14 protein-coding genes are annotated in these 18315 nt (G+C 44.0%); 10 read left to right on the top strand and 4 right to left on the bottom strand.

The features are described from left to right. Positions 1–41: 41 nt before the first annotated feature. The gene (locus tag NST74_RS17090; RefSeq protein WP_341113448.1) at positions 42–1241 is read right to left on the bottom strand and encodes an ROK family protein; all 1200 of its coding nucleotides are present in this window, start codon (positions 1239–1241) and stop codon (positions 42–44) included. A 186-nt stretch (positions 1242–1427) separates the two neighbouring features. On the opposite strand from NST74_RS17090, the gene NST74_RS17085 reads away from it, so the two are divergent. The 5 genes from NST74_RS17085 to NST74_RS17065 all read left to right on the top strand — a co-directional run bounded on the left by NST74_RS17085 (position 1428) and on the right by NST74_RS17065 (position 6027). Further along, positions 1428–2090, top strand: coding sequence for a chromate transporter (locus NST74_RS17085; RefSeq protein ID WP_341113447.1), 663 nt, complete (start codon positions 1428–1430; stop codon positions 2088–2090). Positions 2091–2101: 11 nt separating this feature from the next. After that, positions 2102–2635: a chromate transporter gene (locus NST74_RS17080; protein WP_341113445.1), complete on the top strand. Its 534-nt coding sequence runs from the start codon at positions 2102–2104 to the stop codon at positions 2633–2635. A 36-nt stretch (positions 2636–2671) separates the two neighbouring features. Continuing rightward, the gene (locus NST74_RS17075; protein ID WP_341113442.1) at positions 2672–3649 is read left to right on the top strand and encodes a formylglycine-generating enzyme family protein; all 978 of its coding nucleotides are present in this window, start codon (positions 2672–2674) and stop codon (positions 3647–3649) included. 39 nt (positions 3650–3688) lie between these two features. Then, on the top strand, positions 3689–4522 hold the full coding sequence (locus NST74_RS17070; RefSeq protein WP_341113441.1) for an AraC family transcriptional regulator: 834 nt from the start codon (positions 3689–3691) through the stop codon (positions 4520–4522). A 107-nt stretch (positions 4523–4629) separates the two neighbouring features. Then, positions 4630–6027 carry a sulfatase gene (locus tag NST74_RS17065; protein ID WP_341113440.1) on the top strand — a complete coding sequence of 466 codons (1398 nt, stop codon included), beginning with the start codon at positions 4630–4632 and terminating at the stop codon, positions 6025–6027. A 73-nt stretch (positions 6028–6100) separates the two neighbouring features. On the opposite strand, the gene NST74_RS17060 is transcribed toward NST74_RS17065, so the two are convergent. Both NST74_RS17060 and NST74_RS17055 read right to left on the bottom strand, forming a co-directional pair. After that, positions 6101–7879, bottom strand: a complete 1779-nt coding sequence (locus tag NST74_RS17060) for a cache domain-containing sensor histidine kinase (protein ID WP_341113439.1) — start codon at positions 7877–7879, stop codon at positions 6101–6103. Beyond that, a complete protein-coding gene (locus NST74_RS17055) occupies positions 7866–9305 on the bottom strand; it encodes a response regulator (RefSeq protein WP_341113438.1) in 1440 nt (479 codons plus the stop codon). Before NST74_RS17055 ends, NST74_RS17060 begins: the two co-directional genes overlap by 14 nt. 250 nt (positions 9306–9555) lie before the next feature. Here NST74_RS17055 and NST74_RS17050 point away from each other — a divergent pair, with 250 nt between their 5' ends. From NST74_RS17050 to NST74_RS17030, 5 genes are all read left to right on the top strand, one after another. Continuing rightward, positions 9556–10524, top strand: a complete 969-nt coding sequence (locus tag NST74_RS17050; protein ID WP_341113436.1) for an ABC transporter permease — start codon at positions 9556–9558, stop codon at positions 10522–10524. A gap of 24 nt (positions 10525–10548) precedes the next feature. After that, positions 10549–11448, top strand: coding sequence for a carbohydrate ABC transporter permease (locus NST74_RS17045; protein ID WP_042128541.1), 900 nt, complete (start codon positions 10549–10551; stop codon positions 11446–11448). Between the two features lie 57 nt (positions 11449–11505). After that, positions 11506–13137: an extracellular solute-binding protein gene (locus tag NST74_RS17040; protein ID WP_341113435.1), complete on the top strand. Its 1632-nt coding sequence runs from the start codon at positions 11506–11508 to the stop codon at positions 13135–13137. A 121-nt stretch (positions 13138–13258) separates the two neighbouring features. Beyond that, positions 13259–15154, top strand: coding sequence for a family 20 glycosylhydrolase (locus NST74_RS17035; protein ID WP_341113434.1), 1896 nt, complete (start codon positions 13259–13261; stop codon positions 15152–15154). 15 nt (positions 15155–15169) lie between these two features. Beyond that, positions 15170–16669, top strand: a complete 1500-nt coding sequence (locus NST74_RS17030) for an arylsulfatase (RefSeq protein ID WP_341113432.1) — start codon at positions 15170–15172, stop codon at positions 16667–16669. 81 nt (positions 16670–16750) lie between these two features. Here NST74_RS17030 and NST74_RS17025 read toward each other — a convergent pair whose 3' ends face one another. Beyond that, positions 16751–18205, bottom strand: coding sequence for a sulfatase family protein (locus NST74_RS17025; protein ID WP_341113430.1), 1455 nt, complete (start codon positions 18203–18205; stop codon positions 16751–16753). Positions 18206–18315: the final 110 nt, after the last annotated feature.

The raw sequence follows: 18315 nt of genomic DNA, 5'->3' as shown, positions 1-18315 counted from the left end.
AACAATCATGTAAATGGTTGTGGGATGGTCTTTTTGAGTTGCTAGAGAAGCATGTGATTTCTCACCATTATAGCCGCACCGGTCACCACAGCTTCTTCTTTTAATGTACCTGGAGAAAATTGAGGTTGGTATTCAGGATAACGATAAGTGTTTCTCTGGGCTACCTCCACTGCCGTTTGGAAGAACAAATCGTGAGAGTGGATGAGCGCACCACCTAGAATGATGGTCTCAGGATGAAATAAATTGATGACATTGGCGAGGCCAATACCGAAGTGAATGGCGGCTTGCGTAAATAATTCACGTGCGTGTGGATTACCATCTCTAAAGGCTTGTACAAGAACATCATAAGTCAGCTTCTCTGGCGAAACTTTATATCTTTGGAGGATCAGGTCATTGTCCATGTTCTCCTCCGAGCGTGCACTCTGTTCCAGCGCCTGGACGGATACAAATGCTTCCAGAGCTCCGTAGTTACCATCATTATTTAATCGGGGGCCGTCAGTCTGAATAATCATTTGACCAATTGCATCTTCCATATCCATCGTGCCATGAACAATACTTCCATGCGACATCATCGCATAGCGGAGTCCTGCTCCAGCATGTACATAAAGCATATGTTGAATATTAGTATGACGAATTGACCATCGTTCCCCAAGCAGTGCGGAATTAGCACCGTTGTCCAAGAAAGCTTTGAAGCCTGTCCGTTCCTTTACCAGCTTGCAAATCGGAAGATTGTTCCAGCCTGGAGAAGGGAAGTGTAGCGGTTTTAGGATCAAGCCATTTTCGCGGTCAAGTGGCCCCACAGCCCCTATTCCTATCCCTATGATTTGACTGTCCACTAACTGATGATCCCTGAGGAAAGCGCGTATTTGATTACTTACATGATCCAAAAATCTTTCAGGTGTGAATGCCTGATCCATTCTCCAATGAACAATTGATTTTGGGTTCATTTGCATATCAAATAAACCAAGGGAAGAATACAATCTGGAAATCTCTAAACCGATGATGTAACCGTAGGAAGGATTGATCTGGTATAAAATAGGTCTTCTTCCTCCGCTAGATTCCCCAAATCCGCATTCTATCAGCAAGCCTTCCTCCGTCATTTCATCTAATATTCGAGTCATTGTGCTTTTGGTCAGTGAAAATGTTTGCAGAAGGTCCAACTTGGAAACAGTACCTTGTTCGGCGATTCGGTCATATAGGAGTTTCTTTGGGGATGGAATGTGTGTCGAGCGCTTTTCCACGATATACCTCCAAGCTATATATAGGATGAACTAGTAAGATCGTTTTTAATAAAGTTTGTATTTATGAACATTAATATAGTATAACTCATAAACCATAGATTGTATTTTACCCTTCAAAAAACTTAATTCCATTTTGGGAAAAAGTGTTATAATGAAATTACTACAGAATATATAAGGGTGGAGTTCATGAGAACAACTATGAAAACAAATGTGATGACGAATACAGACCTCAGGGTAAGTTTACTGTTCCAGTTGTTTTGGGTATTTGTTCGAATCGGTCCTGTAACTTTTGGGGGCGGTTATGCAATGATCCCCATGATCGAACGGGAAATTTCCGCTAAACGGAAATGGTTGGGTGAAGAGGAGATGGATGAAATTCTATCTCTAGCTGGCGCTGCACCAGGTGGTGTAGGTGTAAATGCAGCGGCATTCATTGGTTATCGTCTTGCTGGTGTGAAAGGTGCAATTGCTGCAATCGCAGGGATTACGATTCCAACCTTTATCATTGTTTGTTTGCTTAGTGCTGTATACTCACAACTGGCCGATCAACCAAAAGTTATTGCCGCTATGAAGGGGATTCATGGTGCTGTTATTGCCTTGATCCTAGTAGCTGCATATCGAATGGCCAAGAACGCTATATTTGACAAGACTACAGCTGTTACAGCGATAGTTATACCGGTCGTTTTATTAGTTTCCGGAATCAATCCCGTTTACGTGATCGCAATTGGATTAATTATCGGGTTTGTCTATTTACCAATCAAACAGCTCTTAGGGCTGCAGGTTCGGACGGAGAAGGAGTCCTTGAATGATTCTGATGAAGAGTCGAATTATCCGGAGTATTACATCTAGGGGGATGCGATGTGATTTGGAATTTATTTTTTATTTTTATTAAAATTGGACTGCTCTCCTTTGGTGGAGGGTACGCCATCATTCCGATGATTCAGCATGAAGCTATGGCTGGCGGCTGGTTATCCGAAAGGGAATTTCAAGAGGTAGTTTCCATCGCAGGGATGTCACCAGGCCCTGTTGCAACTAACAGTGCCACCTTGATTGGATATCGTGTAGCTGGAATTGAAGGAGCGATTGTGTCCACATTAGGCATGGTTCTACCTTCATTAATCATCATCATTGTTATTTCCATCTTCTTTTATCGGGTGAGAGACAGTCAATGGATTAAAACGTTATTCTATGGTTTACGTCCAGTGATTACAGGTTTGATTGCTTATGCTGCGATTCGGTTTGGCTTAAATAGCCTGGAACATGCTTTTATTAGTTGGCAGACCATTGGTACGTTGATCATTGTATTCGCTGCACTTTATGGTTTAATGAAATATAAGCTGCATCCGCTCACCATTATTGTTGCCTCTGGTATTGTTGGTGTAGCCTTTTTTTAGATAGAGCCGCGACAATCCCAGATTGGAGGTAAGTACATGTCAGAGAATATACGGGCTTGCTGTTCAGCTAGTAGAAATCAAATTGAGAAACAAGGGTCCGTCGATATTTGTAAGGAGTACACAACGGTCCAAGGACTAGAAGAGGATAAAGATTTATCGGACATGATCCTTATTCCAGGAGGTACTTTTCTTATGGGGACGGATGACAAAGCAGGTTTTCCGGCAGATGGAGAAGGGCCAGCAAGGAATGTTACTTTATCTACCTTTTTAATCGATGCAACGGCAGTTACGAATAAACAGTTTGCTTTATTTATCAAGGAAACAAATTACGTTACAGATGCGGAACGTTTTGGATGGTCTTACGTGTTTCATTCTTTTGTTTCCAAAGAGACTGGGGAAAAGGTAAACCAAGTGGCCACTCAAACCCCCTGGTGGTGGGTGGTAGACGGAGCGGATTGGAGGCATCCGGAAGGCCCGGATTCGCATGTAGACGAACGCCTTGATCATCCTGCAATTCATATATCATGGAATGATGCGGATGCGTATTGTCGCTGGGCCGGCAAACGTCTTCCTACGGAAGCGGAGTGGGAGTATGCCGCACGAGGAGGTCTGGTTCAGAAACGTTATCCTTGGGGTGACGAGTTAAAACCGGGTGGAGAGCATCGCTGCAATATTTGGCAAGGAAAGTTCCCGGATAAAAATCATGCCAGCGACGGTTATGCAGGTACGGCACCGGTGAAGTCCTATCAACCTAACGGATATGGCCTTTATAATATGTCAGGAAATGCGTGGGAATGGTGCGAGGATTGGTTTACGGCGGACTATCATTTGTCTTCCGAATCTGTGAATCCGAGAGGCCCGGTAAGCGGTCTATCAAGGTCGATGCGAGGTGGATCGTATTTGTGTCATAAATCTTATTGTAACCGTTATCGGGTGGCAGCCAGAAGCAAAAATACACCAGACAGCTCAGCAGGGAATATTGGCTTTCGATGTGCGGCTGATTTTACAGGTTGAGAATACATAAAGACTACTACATTAGAAGGAGGAACTTCTTTGTCCTCTATCATTCATAGTCAGTTTGAGATCACCGTGCTGGACGTCATAAAAATTCAATATCAGAAGCGGGCCTTATTCGATTACGTCCAGTCTTGTTATACCGTCTCTTATATCCAAAAAGGTGAGGTATTGACGACATCCTCCGAGGGTGATTATGTTGCTTCTGCCGGAGACGTGATGATCCACCGTCCTAATGAACCTTTTAATGTGATCTCCAAAACAGATGGTGTACATTATCTGTTTAATATTAACGCTAAAGTTAAAGACGGAAATGATTTCTTTAAGTTATTCCCTCTAGGCAAGGTGATTCGGGTCCGGGATCGAAGCGAATATGAGCGAAGGTTTGACGAGCTGCGAAGCCTGTGGTTGCAGGAGGAAGAGGATTTCAGAAATGTTCAGGTCGGTTCATTGGCATTTTTTCTCCTTTATGAAGTTATGGAGAGCACCAAGCTTGGCGGGCGCCGCTCATCTCGAGACCCCTATGTCACGGACCGCTTTAACGAGGCGTTGCAATATATGGAAGAGAGACTTGATCAGGAGATTAGTAGAGAGGAGCTTTCCAAGCTCTATCATATGAATCCTGTTTATTTTAGCCGGGCATTTCAGAAAATATATAAACTGACACCTATGCAAATGCTTCGAAAATTGCGGCTGCAGCAAGCTAAACAAATGTTGGAATATACAGACTATACCATCGAGCATATCTCCCAAAGATGTGGTTATTATGATGCCTCGCACTTCAGCAAGGTATTTCGTGGCGAATACGGCAAGGGTCCGGCTGAGCACCGAAAAAGTATCGAATTTACAAAAACAAACATCGTCACTCCATAGCGGAGTGTTCCATATTCATTTACTCTTATAAGCATGAGCAGATCATTCTAAGCTGCCCGAATCGAACGTAATCATTCGAGCAACAGGAAAGGTAGGGAAAATACCTCATGAGAATCTTATATTTGGATTTGGATTCGCTTCGCCCGGACCATCTGGGATGTTATGGCTATCCTCGGAATACCTCCCCGAATATCGATTTAATCGCTAAAGAAGGGGTTACCTTTACCAACTATTATTGTTCAGATGCTCCGTGTCTGCCGTCTCGTTCCGCTTTAATGTCGGGGAGATTTGGCATTCATAATGGAATTGTAGGACATGGGGGAACCGCTGCTGATATGCGTAGAGAAGGGCCCAAACGTGAATTCAATGATCGACTAGGAATGGAGAGTCTTCCCGCTATATTAAGGCAAGCGGCCATGAAAACTACATCGATCAGCACCTTCGCCGAACGGCACTCGGCCTGGACCTTTAATGCCGGTTTTCAAGAAGTGTTCAATGTTGGTGGAAGGGGGCATGAGACGGCTGAGCAGGTGCTTCCGGTGGCACTTAAATGGCTTGAGGATAACGGGGAGTCCGAGAATTGGTTTCTGCACCTGAATTTCTGGGATCCTCATACGCCTTATCGTACGCCTGAGAGCTACGGTAATCCGTTTGAGAAGGAGCCATTACCCGATTGGATCACTGAAGACGTGTTTGAGCTTCACCGAAATAAGAAAGGGCAGCACAGTATAGAAGATATGAATGCGCTCGCTAAATCGCATTATCATCAGCATTTCAGGCATAATCAGGAAATAGTGAATCATGAGGACCTCCGTGTTATCTTCGACAACTATGATGCTGGAGTCAAGTATCTGGATGAGCATCTCGGGAAAGTCTTCTCTAAGCTGAGCGCACTTGGCGTGATGGAAGATACGGCTATCATAATTTCTGCGGATCACGGTGAGAGCCTGGGTGAGCTAGGGATTTACTCTGAGCACGGCACGGCAGACCAGGCGACCTGCCGCATTCCGATGATAGTTCGCTGGCCAGGGGGCAAGAAGGGAATCGTGGAGGATGGGCTACATTATCACCTTGATCTTGGACCCACATTAGCAAGCCTTTTGAATTTGAAAAAGGCTCCTTCATGGGATGGAGAAAGTTATGCTGGCGCCATTCTGGAGGGACAATTGGGAGGGCGTGACTATCTCGTAATCTCACAATGTGCGCATGTGTGTCAACGCAGCGTCCGATTTGCGGATTGGTTATATATACGAACCTATCATGACGGACACCATGGATTCCCGAAAGAAATGTTGTTTGATTTGAAGCATGATCCTTACGAACAACATAATCTCGCCGAAGTGCGTAAAGACATCTGTATGAATGCCGTCTATCTATTGAATGAATGGCATGACAACATGATGGGTTCCATGGATTGTGATATTGATCCATTATGGACGGTACTTAAAGAAGGCGGACCCTATCATGCGAAAGAGTATGTGAACTTATCTTCACAGGATGCTTAGCGATAACCTAGTGAAAGCGGCGAACTAAAAACATATGAAATGGAGGTTGCCCATCTAGGGGCAACCTCCATATTTATGTCCTGGCTTCTTGTTGATCTATCAAAGATCCGGGAAGCCTCAAAACGGTCTTCGTCCCACTGCCTGCCTTACTGAACAGCAGAACTCCACAAGGATCACCGTACTTTAGATTTAGACGGTTATTGACGTTTAGGAGCCCGATATGGTCACCTGATTCTATATTTTTACCAGCCAGCAACTCGGTTAGTTGTTCCAATCTCGCAGGATCGATGCCTACACCATTATCTTCTACAGCGATTTCAAGCAGTCCCGCTGCACTTTTCTCAACTGTGATCAGCAAGATGCCCTGACCTTGAGCCTCAAGCCCATGACCAAGTGCATTTTCGACAATGGGTTGAAGGATCATTTTTGGTACGGGAATATGTAACCATTCCTGTGGACAGAACAGCTTGTATGTGAATTTGTCCGGGAAACGGCCTTGATAAATCCTTACACAAGATTCTGCGATCTTCAGTTCCTCTCCAAGGGTTACCTCCGCTTTACCTTTGATGCTGTACTTGAGCATTGTGCTTAAGGCGGTAGTCATCTCGAAGATATCCCGATTTCCTTTTACGATTGCAACGCCTTTGATTGTATCTAAAGTATTGCTTAAGAAATGGGGATTAATTTGACTTTGCAAATACGAGTATTCGGCTCGTTGCTTTTCCAGATCGGTCTGGTAAAGCTGAGTGGACGCATCGATTAATTGGTCCGTCAAATCATGAATCCGTGTTGTCATATCGTTGAACTGTCGAGAAATGATTTCAATCTCAGCGTAGCCCTTTAAATCAACCTTATTGTTTAATATTCCCAGACTCCCGCCCTTTAATTGATTCATATAACGCATAAGCCTAGATAATGGTCTTAAGAGATTCATCATGAGCACAGAGTAGGGAATAGAAACGACCAACAAGATTAATGCCAGAAAAGCATAGCTGACCTTCTTTAATTTCTCCAGTTCCTTCATTAAATTATGGACAGGAACGGCGGTAATGATTTTTCCAGAGATCTCAGGCAGGCGAAAGGATTGAATAGCATATTTTTTTCCGTTGACTGTTTCTACGGTGGACTCTCCGTCACTTCCCGTTGCCCGAGTTTGAAACTGCTGGAGCATATCTTCCGGCTCATCACTATTAGAGTAGATCATCCCTTTATCATCCATCATAAAAAAACTGGTTCCAACCAAACGAGGGTACTCTGAAATTTCGGTTTGAATGGCTTTCATATCTACAATAACTGCGATATAGCCGATTTTTTCTCCATATAAGGACGTGTCACCTGAAGCGAAGATGTTCATCCCGAATAGTAACTTTCTCTTGTCGATAACCTTGTCAGGAGGACTGTATCCGCGATAATGAACGATTCCATCCTCCCCGGCAGTCTTCATAAGATCGACAGCATATTTCGTTCTTCCTGCTAATGAAATACGAGTGTTTGAGGGTCCGATAACAATAATATCCAGGATATCCGTATTCATATTTCGGGCGATACTCAATAGCCCCTCTACCTTTTGTGAGAGGTCGTACTCCCGAAGCTTATCATTCTCAACGAGAAACTTTTGGACGGTGGAGTCGTACCCTACATTCATCATCATAGATGAAACGTTGGCATAGTTGTCAGAAATCCGTTGCTTAAGGAGGGAAACTAGTTCTGTATTATATTGCGTATTCTGATTGATGATAGTCTCGCTTGATAATTGATAAACCTTTGAGACGATGATTGGGATAATGGCAACGATAAACAGTCCAAATAACAGAACCTGAGTACGGATGGAGAGTCGCTTAAATGTCTTCATTGTTTTCTTCCCTATATTGCGTTGGTGTCATTTTGATATGCCGCTTAAAAATCCGTGTGAAGTAGAAATAATCCTGGAAACCGCATTTCTCACCGATTTGGTATATGGAAAGATCGGTTTCAACAAGCATTTTACAAGCGTATTCAATCCGTAAACGACTAATATGTTCGATGATGGTCTCGCCGACCTCTTTTTTGAATAATTGGCATAAGTAATTTGGACTTAAAAAAAACTGATTGGCTAAATGCTGGATGGAAATTTCTTGATTAAAATGGTTGCGGATATATAACATAATTTCTTTGACTTTGCTATTGGAAATTCGTGAAATATCAGTTTCGTTTCTGTTCATAAAAATATCAAGCGTCATAAGAATCAGATCATCGATCATAGCTTCAGCCGTGCCGTAGCGATAATAGAGCTGTTCATACCCCTCAAAAAAACGACCGTTAACCCGAGTCCCTTCCCGAGGAAATAAGTACAGGATCGAGGTGTAGAGCAAATAGGCTTCTTTAATGGTGAACGTTCCCTCTTTGAATAACTTCTTTATCGATTCCATAGCTGCTATAAATCCGAGCCGGTCTTTACTATGAAGAATCCGGGAAATCTCTTTAAGCTTCTCGTCGATCAGCCATTCTTGTTGCTGATTCACATGATAACATCCAGGCATTCCCGTCGCGAACATACTGAATGCAGCGTGAGAAGCGGATTCTAAAGCCGCATCCAATTGGTGTATATCCGAAATAGGAGGACCGATCCCGACTCCGCACTGTTGTACAACCTCAGTTTGTTCAAGACCCCGTAGGAAAACTTCGTATTGGCCCTCTTCTAACAAATAGCCATACCGACGGCGGCTCATCGGGAAGACCAGGGAAGAGAACTGCCCGACTTCTAATGGTGAACTTAATCCTTGGATAACAATAGGGATATGAGGCGTATCGATTGACAAAGGTATTCTCTTCTCATCCAACCATAAGCTAATCCGTTCAAGATCTCCGGAACAAACCGCTTCATACAATTCGAAGACGTGGACAGGATTTTCTTTAACTGCCTTCGATTCGTGTTGCTGGGCTATTCGGTTAAGCATGCCTTCAATTTCTTCGATTTCAAAAGGTTTCAGGCAGTATCCGAAAGTGCCATAATTCATCGCTTTCTGAGCATAAGCGAACTCTGCATGTCCGCTGAGTACGATGAAAATGGTATCAGGCGCGACAGCCTTCCCACGTTGTATGAGCTCCAGTCCATTCATTACAGGCATCTTAATATCTGTTAGAACAAGGGTGGGGCGAAGCGATTGAATTAATTGAAGGGCTTCTTGTCCGTTTTCGGCATCGTCGATCACTTCAAAGCCGTATTTCTTCCAATTCACTCCTGCTTTAATTCCTTCTACAATCCACTTCTCATCATCTGCAATAATCACTGAACGCATAAGTGAATCCCCCTTTCTCTATGGTGCTCCTAAATTCATCCTAGCGATTGTGGACCAAGGGGGGTATGGATTATCTTACGCTCACTATGTCGGATATTAAGCGTCACCGGAAGGCCACTCGCTAAAGTGTGAAAAATCCACATGATCGGAGTTGTATTCTCTATACAAGAGAATTTACACTCCCGATATAATTTACCATATAAATCGCTTACACGCATAAACAATCTCATACAGAAAGGTGGGGAGAAGATTGGCTGATTCTGTAACCGCTCGTACGCCTAAGCGAAGATTAAAAGCTCGTACGCCTAAGCAGAGCTTAGGAAAAACGATTTTACAGTACAAGTACTTTTACCTCATGGTTCTACCGGTGTTAATCTGGTACGCCCTCTTCAGCTATGCTCCCATGTACGGTGTAACGTTAGCATTCAAGTCATTTAATTACAGTAAAGGGATTCTGGGAAGTCCCTGGATCGGCTTGGAGAATTTTCAAACGCTGTTGACCGACCCCGATTTTCGCAGGGCATTTTGGAATACAGTCATTATTAGCTTGATGAAGTTGATCATTCATTTTCCAATGCCCATTATCCTGGCGATTGTTTTATATGAGTTTTCCAGGACCCAAATGAAGCGATTTTTTCAGACGATCCTAACGTTCCCGCATTTTATATCGTGGGTTGTGTTGTCGGGGATTATCATCAATATTTTAAGCAAAGACGGGATTTATAACCAGATCATCATGTTGTTTGGCGGGGATCCGAATTCTCCGCTCGTGGATGAAAGTGCATTCAGGCCAGTTCTGTATCTCACACATGTATGGAGAGAGATCGGTTGGGATTCAATCATTTACCTGGCGGCGCTTGCTGGGATCAATCCAGAGTTGTTTGAAGCGGCAGAAGTGGACGGAGCGAACCGGTTTCGCCGGTTGCTTAACATCGCATGGCCGGGCTTGAAGAGTACAGTCGCAGTCCTGCTAATCCTTCAAGTTGGACAACTACTAACCCAAGGTTCGAGCTTCGAGCAAATTTTTAACCTGTATAGTTCACCGGTATATTCGGTTGCCGACACGATCGATACATACATTTATCGGACTTCTTTCACGATAGGAAGCGACTTTGGCTATATGACCGCCGTGGGTGTCGTCAAATCCATTATCAGCCTGATTCTCTTATGGGCGGCCAACACGTTCGCTAAGAAGATGGGCGAGGAAGGACTGTATTAATTTGCATGAAAAGGGGAGAAGCAAGTGACCGACACAACGGTTAAAAAGAGAAAAAAGTGGAGTGTCTTCGATATCGTCGCATTCGTGGTTCTGGGGCTTCTAGCACTAGTAACATTTTTTCCCTTCTATAATGTTCTTATTATCTCTGTTGCAAGGTTCGAAGCGATTAGTAAAAGCGACTTTTATATTTTTCCACTTTCGTTTGACTTGTCGGCCTACAAGCTGTTGCTACAGGATATGAAGTTTTGGTCTTCAATTTTAAATTCAGTCATCGTAACGGTGGTTGGCGTGTTGTTCAGCATGACGATCTCTGTTGCAGGAGCATACGCATTATCCAAGCGGGGAATGCCCGGAAGAAACATAATGCTTAGCTTGATCTTGTTCACTATGTTTTTCAATGGCGGTTTAATCCCCTTTTACCTAGTCGTAAAGGATTTAGGATTCGTAAACAATATACTCGTCATGATCATACCCGCCGGTCTCAATACGTTTTATCTAATCATTATGAAAAATTATTTCAACACGATTCCAGAAAGTCTGGAAGAATCAGCTAAGCTGGATGGGGCAAATGATCTGTACATCCTTTACAAAATCATTATTCCAATCTCTGCTCCATTTATGGCGACCTTTGCTTTGTTCTATGCCGTGGAAAGATGGAATGAATGGTGGTACGCGTTGATCTTTATCAGTGACGCCTCAAAAGCTCCTCTCCAGATTTATTTACGAGAGACACTTATCACTTCGAATTCCTTGCTAAGTCAAATGGCACAGACGATGGCTGAGCAAGAGCAGACCGGGAAGGTCTACACCCCTGCACTTCAGATGGCAGCTATTGTGGTTTCGAGTATTCCGATTATTGTTGTTTATCCGTTCCTTCAGAAGCATTTTAATAAAGGCATTATGGTTGGATCAATAAAAGGATAAGAAAGATTTTAAATAGATTGATTCTATCCTAAAATAGTATAAAGGGAGGTTTATAGCATGCTTAGAAAGAAAATGATGACACTGGCATTATGTATAACTTTATTAGCTTCGGTGCTCACGGCTTGCGGTGGAGGCAATAACGACAAGGGGCAGGCGGGATCAAACGGTGAAGCGACTACGGATTCTTCTAATTCCACTGACAATCCTTACAAGGATCCGATGACGATTTCGCTTGGTTTTTGGGATGCAGATGCTGAAATTGCTAACATCGAAAAAGACCCGATCGCCAAACAAGTATTGGAAAAATTCAATATTACATTGAAGCCTGTCAATATGACTTGGGATGACTATACCCAGAAGATTCAAATGTGGGCTGCTTCCGGCCAATTGCCTGATATCTTCGCAATCGACGCCGTCGGCACGCAATATCAACGCAAATGGGTAGAACAAGGTGTTGTCAAAGCACTTCCTGACCTTTCTAAGTATCCTAACCTTGCAAAATACTTCGAATCGCCGGATATTAAAGGGTTGGGTGTAGACGGAAAGTATTATACGGTTCCTCGCCGGATGTTCCCAAGTGTCGATTGGAGCGCACTGGATCGTATGGTGTTCTATCGATGGGATCTTGCTCAAAAAGCTGGAATTACAAAAGAACCAGAGACATGGGAAGAGTTTGAAGCCATGCTTGAGGCAATCGTGAAGTCGGATCCGGAAGGGAAACATATTACGGGTCTTACGACGACAACTACCAAGATGCTGGGCGGATTCTTCTGGTTATACGGTAACCCGGTCGCCACGAGTGATGGAAGCGGCAGTGACTTTAAATGGATCAAAGAGGACGGAAAGTTTATCCCGGCTGTATTTTCGAAAAATGCGCTGCCAGCGCTTCAAAACATGAAGAATATGTACGAAAAAGGATTGATCGATCCAGATATCGCGCTTGTCAAGCCTGCAGAGTCTTATGACAATTTCGTAGCAGGCAAAGCAGCGGCTCTCCTGAGCGGTGGCGGTTTTATAAATTTAAATAGCGATATGTATGAAAAACGCTGGAAAACAGCTTATCCGGATAAGGATATCATGGAGAGCGTGAAAGCACTCAAGCCGCTTATTGGCCCTGATGGTGAACGTTCACATGCCATTTTTAAAACATACTGGTCGGAAAGTTATTTCAGCAATACGGTTGACGATAAAAAGATGGATCGCATCATGGCACTCTATGATTATGTGTTGTCACCGGAAGGCAAGGACTTATTGACTTATGGTATCGAGGGCGTGGATTACAAGATTGAAAATGGGCAGAAAGTTGTCATTGAAAAGGGTTCTTTAAATGAGAAGTATCCAGCTAGCAGATTTCTAAAGAATTTGGTGGCATATGAAACTTCGGACAGCTACACCATGGATAACCCGACAATTGCTAACGAAGGAATCCGCAAAGAAGCTGTCGATTATATTGATTGGATTCAGAAGAATACGAAGGTTCCGGATTACGACATTCGGTTAACTTATATGTCCACACCAACGAAGGATAAGTTCACTGTGCTTGACCATGATGATCTGCTTAAGATCATGCTATCCAAAGAACCGGTGGAGAGTTACTGGAATAGTATCGTGAACGATTATAAGGCTAAAGGTCTTGATAAAATGATAGAGGAAGTAAATGCGAAGGCTAAGGAACAAGGTATTGAATAATTAGTTGATAGAGAAGATCCGGGCTGAAGTAGCTCGGATCTTCCGTTTAATGACTTAGTACAGAACCAAGAATGTGCGGCACTACTGATCGCATACTTATAAGATTGGGAGGGGATAGTCTATGAACCTTAGCGTTCACTTGACAGGGTTAAATGAGAAGCAGCTTTCATCCGTTTCAGAAGTAGCTGGAATATTGGGAATCCGAATGGAACCGTCAGGGATTCCGGTGAATTGTAAGCACCAAGGTAAGGGGATTCGAATATCATTCGATGAGGTTCAGGTTATCATTGAATATGAAAAGGAGCATCAATTGATCCGGGCGCTCAGCCGATTCCTCGAGAACATACGCCGAGGAGAAAGAGTTGAGATTAATGAATCGCCGGTTTATGAACAGCTAGGCTTCATGGTAGACTGTTCGCGAAATGCTGTTCTTAATCATGAAGGATATAAGGAATTAATCCGGCGTTTAGCACTTATGGGATATTCAACGGTTCAATTGTATACGGAAGACACGTACGAACTAGAGGGATACCCTTATTTCGGTTATTTGAGAGGCCGATATACAGGGGATCAGATTCGGGAGATGGACCAGTATGCCGCGTTATTTGGTATAGAGCTGGTTCCCTGTATTCAGACGCTGGCCCATCTCGGCCAAGCTTTGAAATGGCAGGCGCATGCACCGCTTGTGGATTTCCAGGATATTCTCCTTATTGATGATCCGAGAACTTATGAGTTAATTGATCGAATGTTCGCTTTTATGTCTGCTCATGTAAGCAGTCGCCGCATAAATATTGGGATGGATGAAGCTCATATGATGGGACTTGGTAAATACCTTGATATGCATGGGTACCAGGATCGATCCTCCCTTATGTTAAAACACTTTAACACTGTTATGGAAATCGCCAGAAAATATGGTTTCTGTACGATGATGTGGAGTGACATGTTTTTCCGTCTGGCCAGTGCCGGGGAATATTATGATGCTGAAAGTCCAATTAGCCCTGATATTGTTAAGCTGATCCCAGAAGATGCTACCTTAATCTATTGGGATTACTATTCGGAGACGCAGGAGAAATACGACGGAATGTTACGCAAACATAAGCAGCTGAATGATCATATCGGATTTGCAGGTGGAGCGTGGAAATGGATGGGGTTCGCTCCGAACAATGAATTCAGCCGCCAAGTCAGTCTGTTGGCACATGACAGCTGTGTTAAGCATGGAATTCAAGAAGTGCTGATAACTGCATGGGGAGATAACGGCGCTGAGGCTTCGGTTTTCTCGGTTCTTCCTACCCTTCAACTTTGGGCCGAGCTGTGTTATACAAGACATTTCGTGGAGAACCATGTCAAAGAAAGATTCAGTAGCTGCGTGCAAGGCAATTATGATGACTTTATGGCGCTTGATGCGGCCAATTTGGTTCCAGGAAATTCGGCACCGGGGGGATGCTCCATTAATCCCGCTAAATACTTGCTTTATCAAGATGTGCTGTGTGGCTTGTTTGATCGACATGTTGTTCCTAACGTGTATTCGAAGCATTATCAGCAAAGTGCGGAAATGCTCGAACAGGCGATCACGCGCAATTCGCCTTGGCAATCCTTATTCTCTGTACAAGCCAGTTTGTGTCGCTTGCTAGAAATAAAGAGTGAAATCGGGATTTCTATACACGATGCTTATCATCGGGGAAATTTACAGGAATTAGCTCACTTTGCCAATGTAATTTTGCCAGAGCTATCAGATTTGACCGGGCGATTTATGGATGACTATCGGGTACAATGGGAGCTGGAAAATAAGGTGTTTGGTTTTGATGTTTTTGATCTTCGTATGGGAGGAATGCTTCAGAGGATTAGGACGGCTATTCATCGAATTAATAGTTATGTTGAAGGGAAAGTGGAACAGATAGCTGAATTAGAAGAGGAGCTGCTGACGTTCGACGGTCTCGTTGACGATGACGGTCCAAGGGCGATAAGTGCGAATTTGTGGCATACGATCGCAACACCGTCCGTCATCGCAGGAGTATAAGAAAGGAGTGAGGTTATGATTGACACTAATCTGGACCATCATAATGGCACAAAGCGGCCTAACCTTTTGCTTATCACAGTGGATCAGATGCGTTTTGATTGCCTGAGCATCATGGGACATCCCGTCGTTGAGACACCCAACCTGGATTCTCTTGCATCAAGAGGGATATTATTTGAACACGCTTACTCAGCTACCCCGAGTTGTATTCCCGCGAGGGCTGCTATCATGACAGGAATGGGCCAAAGATCACATGGGCGGGTGGGGTATCAGGATAAGGTTGAATGGAATTACGCCCATACGATTGCCGGAGAGCTTGCTCAAGCGGGTTATCATACGCAGTGTGTTGGCAAGATGCATGTATATCCTGCACGTAATCTATGTGGATTCCATAATGTAGTGCTTCATGATGGATATCTTCACTACAATCGGGACAAGAGCCAAGCCATATATGATGAACACTATGATCAAGTGGATGATTATTTACAATGGCTGCGAAGACAAACCAATGCCAATTCGGATATCACGGACTTAGGACTTGATTGCAATGCCTCAACAGTTGCTCGCCCCTGGCACTTGCCGGAAGCGATGCATCCAACGAATTGGTGCGTAACCGAGTCGCTAGACTTCTTACGAAGAAGAGACCCTGGAAAACCATTTTTCCTATGGTCCTCCTTTGTTCGTCCACATTCCCCCTTGGATCCGCCGCAATGTTATCTAGATATGTACAAGGACTTGGAATTTCCCGATCCTCCAGTTGGAGATTGGGTGGACGAGAATGCAGCTTTAAACAGAGCTAAGGATCCAACATCTTCGTTTACTCATTTGCCAAAGCGCAGATTGGATCGTGCCCGTGCCGCATATTATGCGCTTATTACGCATCTTGACGACCAGATTGGGAGGTTGATCAATGGGCTGCAGGAATATGGAGTATTAAATGAAACTTTGATTCTATTCACTTCTGATCATGGTGAGATGATGGGGGATCACCATTACTTCCGTAAGTCTCTTCCATATGAAGGGAGTGCTAAGATTCCTTTCTTATTGTATGACCCGGGAGAAACGCTGGGACTTCTTGCAGGTTCCCGGCTCGATTCCGTTGTAGAGCTTCGAGATATTATGCCAACATTTCTTGAGGTTGCTGGCATCCAAATCCCAGTTACAGTTGAAGGGCAAAGTGTGTTGCCACTGTGTAGGGGAGATCAGACAGTGTGGCGGTCTTATATTCATGGGGAGCATGCCTATGGCGAAAAGTCCCACCACTTCTTAACGGACGGAAGAGAGAAATACATTTGGTATTCTCAGACAGGCGAAGAGCAGTTCTTCAATCTAGTGACCGACCCCTCAGAGAAGGTTAATGCAATCGGATACACCGATAATTTCGAGCGTATACGTGAATGGAGAGAGCGTCTTATTCACGAGCTGGAGGGACGAGAGGAAGGGTTTGTAAACAACAGTGAATTGATTGCTGGACGTCCGATTTCTCATATTCTAAAGGCTTCCGAAATAGGGAAATGATCTAAACGAAGGGCAACCTGAACATTCAGGTTGCCCTTCGCCTGTTACGGAAATATTAAGGGTGTTAGCATGTGTTTTGATTTACCAGCTACTTCGGCGTTCTGGCAAAGGGTCCTGATCCTGAATCATCCGATGAACAAGCAATTCTACCATCCAAAGGCGAATGTCACTATAATCGGGATCTTCATAACGATTGAAGTTCTCTTGAGGATCCTCTTTCAAATCATATAACTCACCGTAGGTCTCTCCTGCAAAGATAACCAGCTTATAACGTGTTGTACGCAAACACTTAGCGTTAATGCCTCGATCATGAGCAATATAAGCGGTTAGTGCAGAATTACGGACATGAGGCTCCCTTCCAGCCAGCACCTCCATCTGTGATAAGCCTTGAACTCCGTAGGGACAATTAAGACCTGCGGCTTCAAGCAGTGTGGGTACAATATCCACATGCTCCATCAAAGCAGGGACCCGTTGACCGGAAACAATCCCAGGACCGCGTACGATCATCGGGATCCGCGTTAGACCTTCATAAAACCACGGTCCCTTGTAAATTAATCCGTGGTCGCCGAGCAGCTCTCCATGGTCGCTGGTGAATAGGACGACTACATCATCGTACATTTCTTTTTGACGCCAAGCCTTTATAATTCGTCCAATCTGTTCATCAATGAAGGTAATCATCGCATAATAATTTCGAGTGAGCCGTTTTATAAGCGCTTCATCAAGAGAATGCTCCTCACCGCCGCCAGGCCAATAGCCACCCTGACCCTGACGCAGTAGATGTTGAGGACGAAGATGCACATTATCAGCTTCTCTGGTTCGTAATGAGATGTCTGTGTCCGCGTACATATCTGCGTATGCCTTTGGAGGATCAAAGGGATGATGTGGATCGACGAAACTGGACCATAAGAATAGCGGCTGCTCGGTTTTGTGGGAGAGGATAGCTTCGATGCTCCGTTCAGCAATCCAGTATGTCTGATGCAGCTCCGGAGGGATTTCACTCTCCCACACGTCATTTTGAGCATCAGAGGCTTTGTAACGGTCCTTGCTGAAACGCTCAGCTACTTCAGGATTGCGCGCCTTAAGCCACTCTATGTATTCACCGATGCAATTGTCTTCAGTAATATGATGCTCATCAAAACCATAGTATGTTCCATCGGAGGCTCTTCCGCGATCACGATAAGCAGGCTCTTCATACTCCTGTGAAAAGTCCCCTTTCATTTGTGGACGGAAATGCATCTTTCCTACACCGATGGTTTTATAATTCGCTTGCTTGAGATGATCGCATAAAGTAAGTTCATCTTCTTTTAGTGCGGTACCGATGTTCCAAGCACCGTGAACATGAGGGTACCTTCCTGTAAAAATGGAGGAACGTGAGGGTGTACAAACAGGACTAGCACAGTAAGCTCCAGTGAAGAGCGTGCCTTCCGAAGCAAGCTTATCAAGCTCAGGTGTTAATACGGAAGCATTTTCGATTCCAAGTGCATCCGCACGCATTTGATCTGTGGTAATTAACCAAATATGAGTTTTCTTTGACATCCGTAAAAACCTCCTATGAATATAGTGTATAGCATTACAAAAGCCTCTAGCAACCAATGAATTCTCCATAATAATTCATTAGAATCGTCCATATGGGGTGATGTTTTTAT

It is taken from the genome of Paenibacillus sp. FSL F4-0125, from assembly GCF_038008565.1.
In the GTDB taxonomy this organism is placed as follows: Bacteria; Bacillota; Bacilli; order Paenibacillales; family Paenibacillaceae; genus Paenibacillus_AQ.
This window is presented reverse-complemented; position numbering and strand designations above follow the sequence as displayed.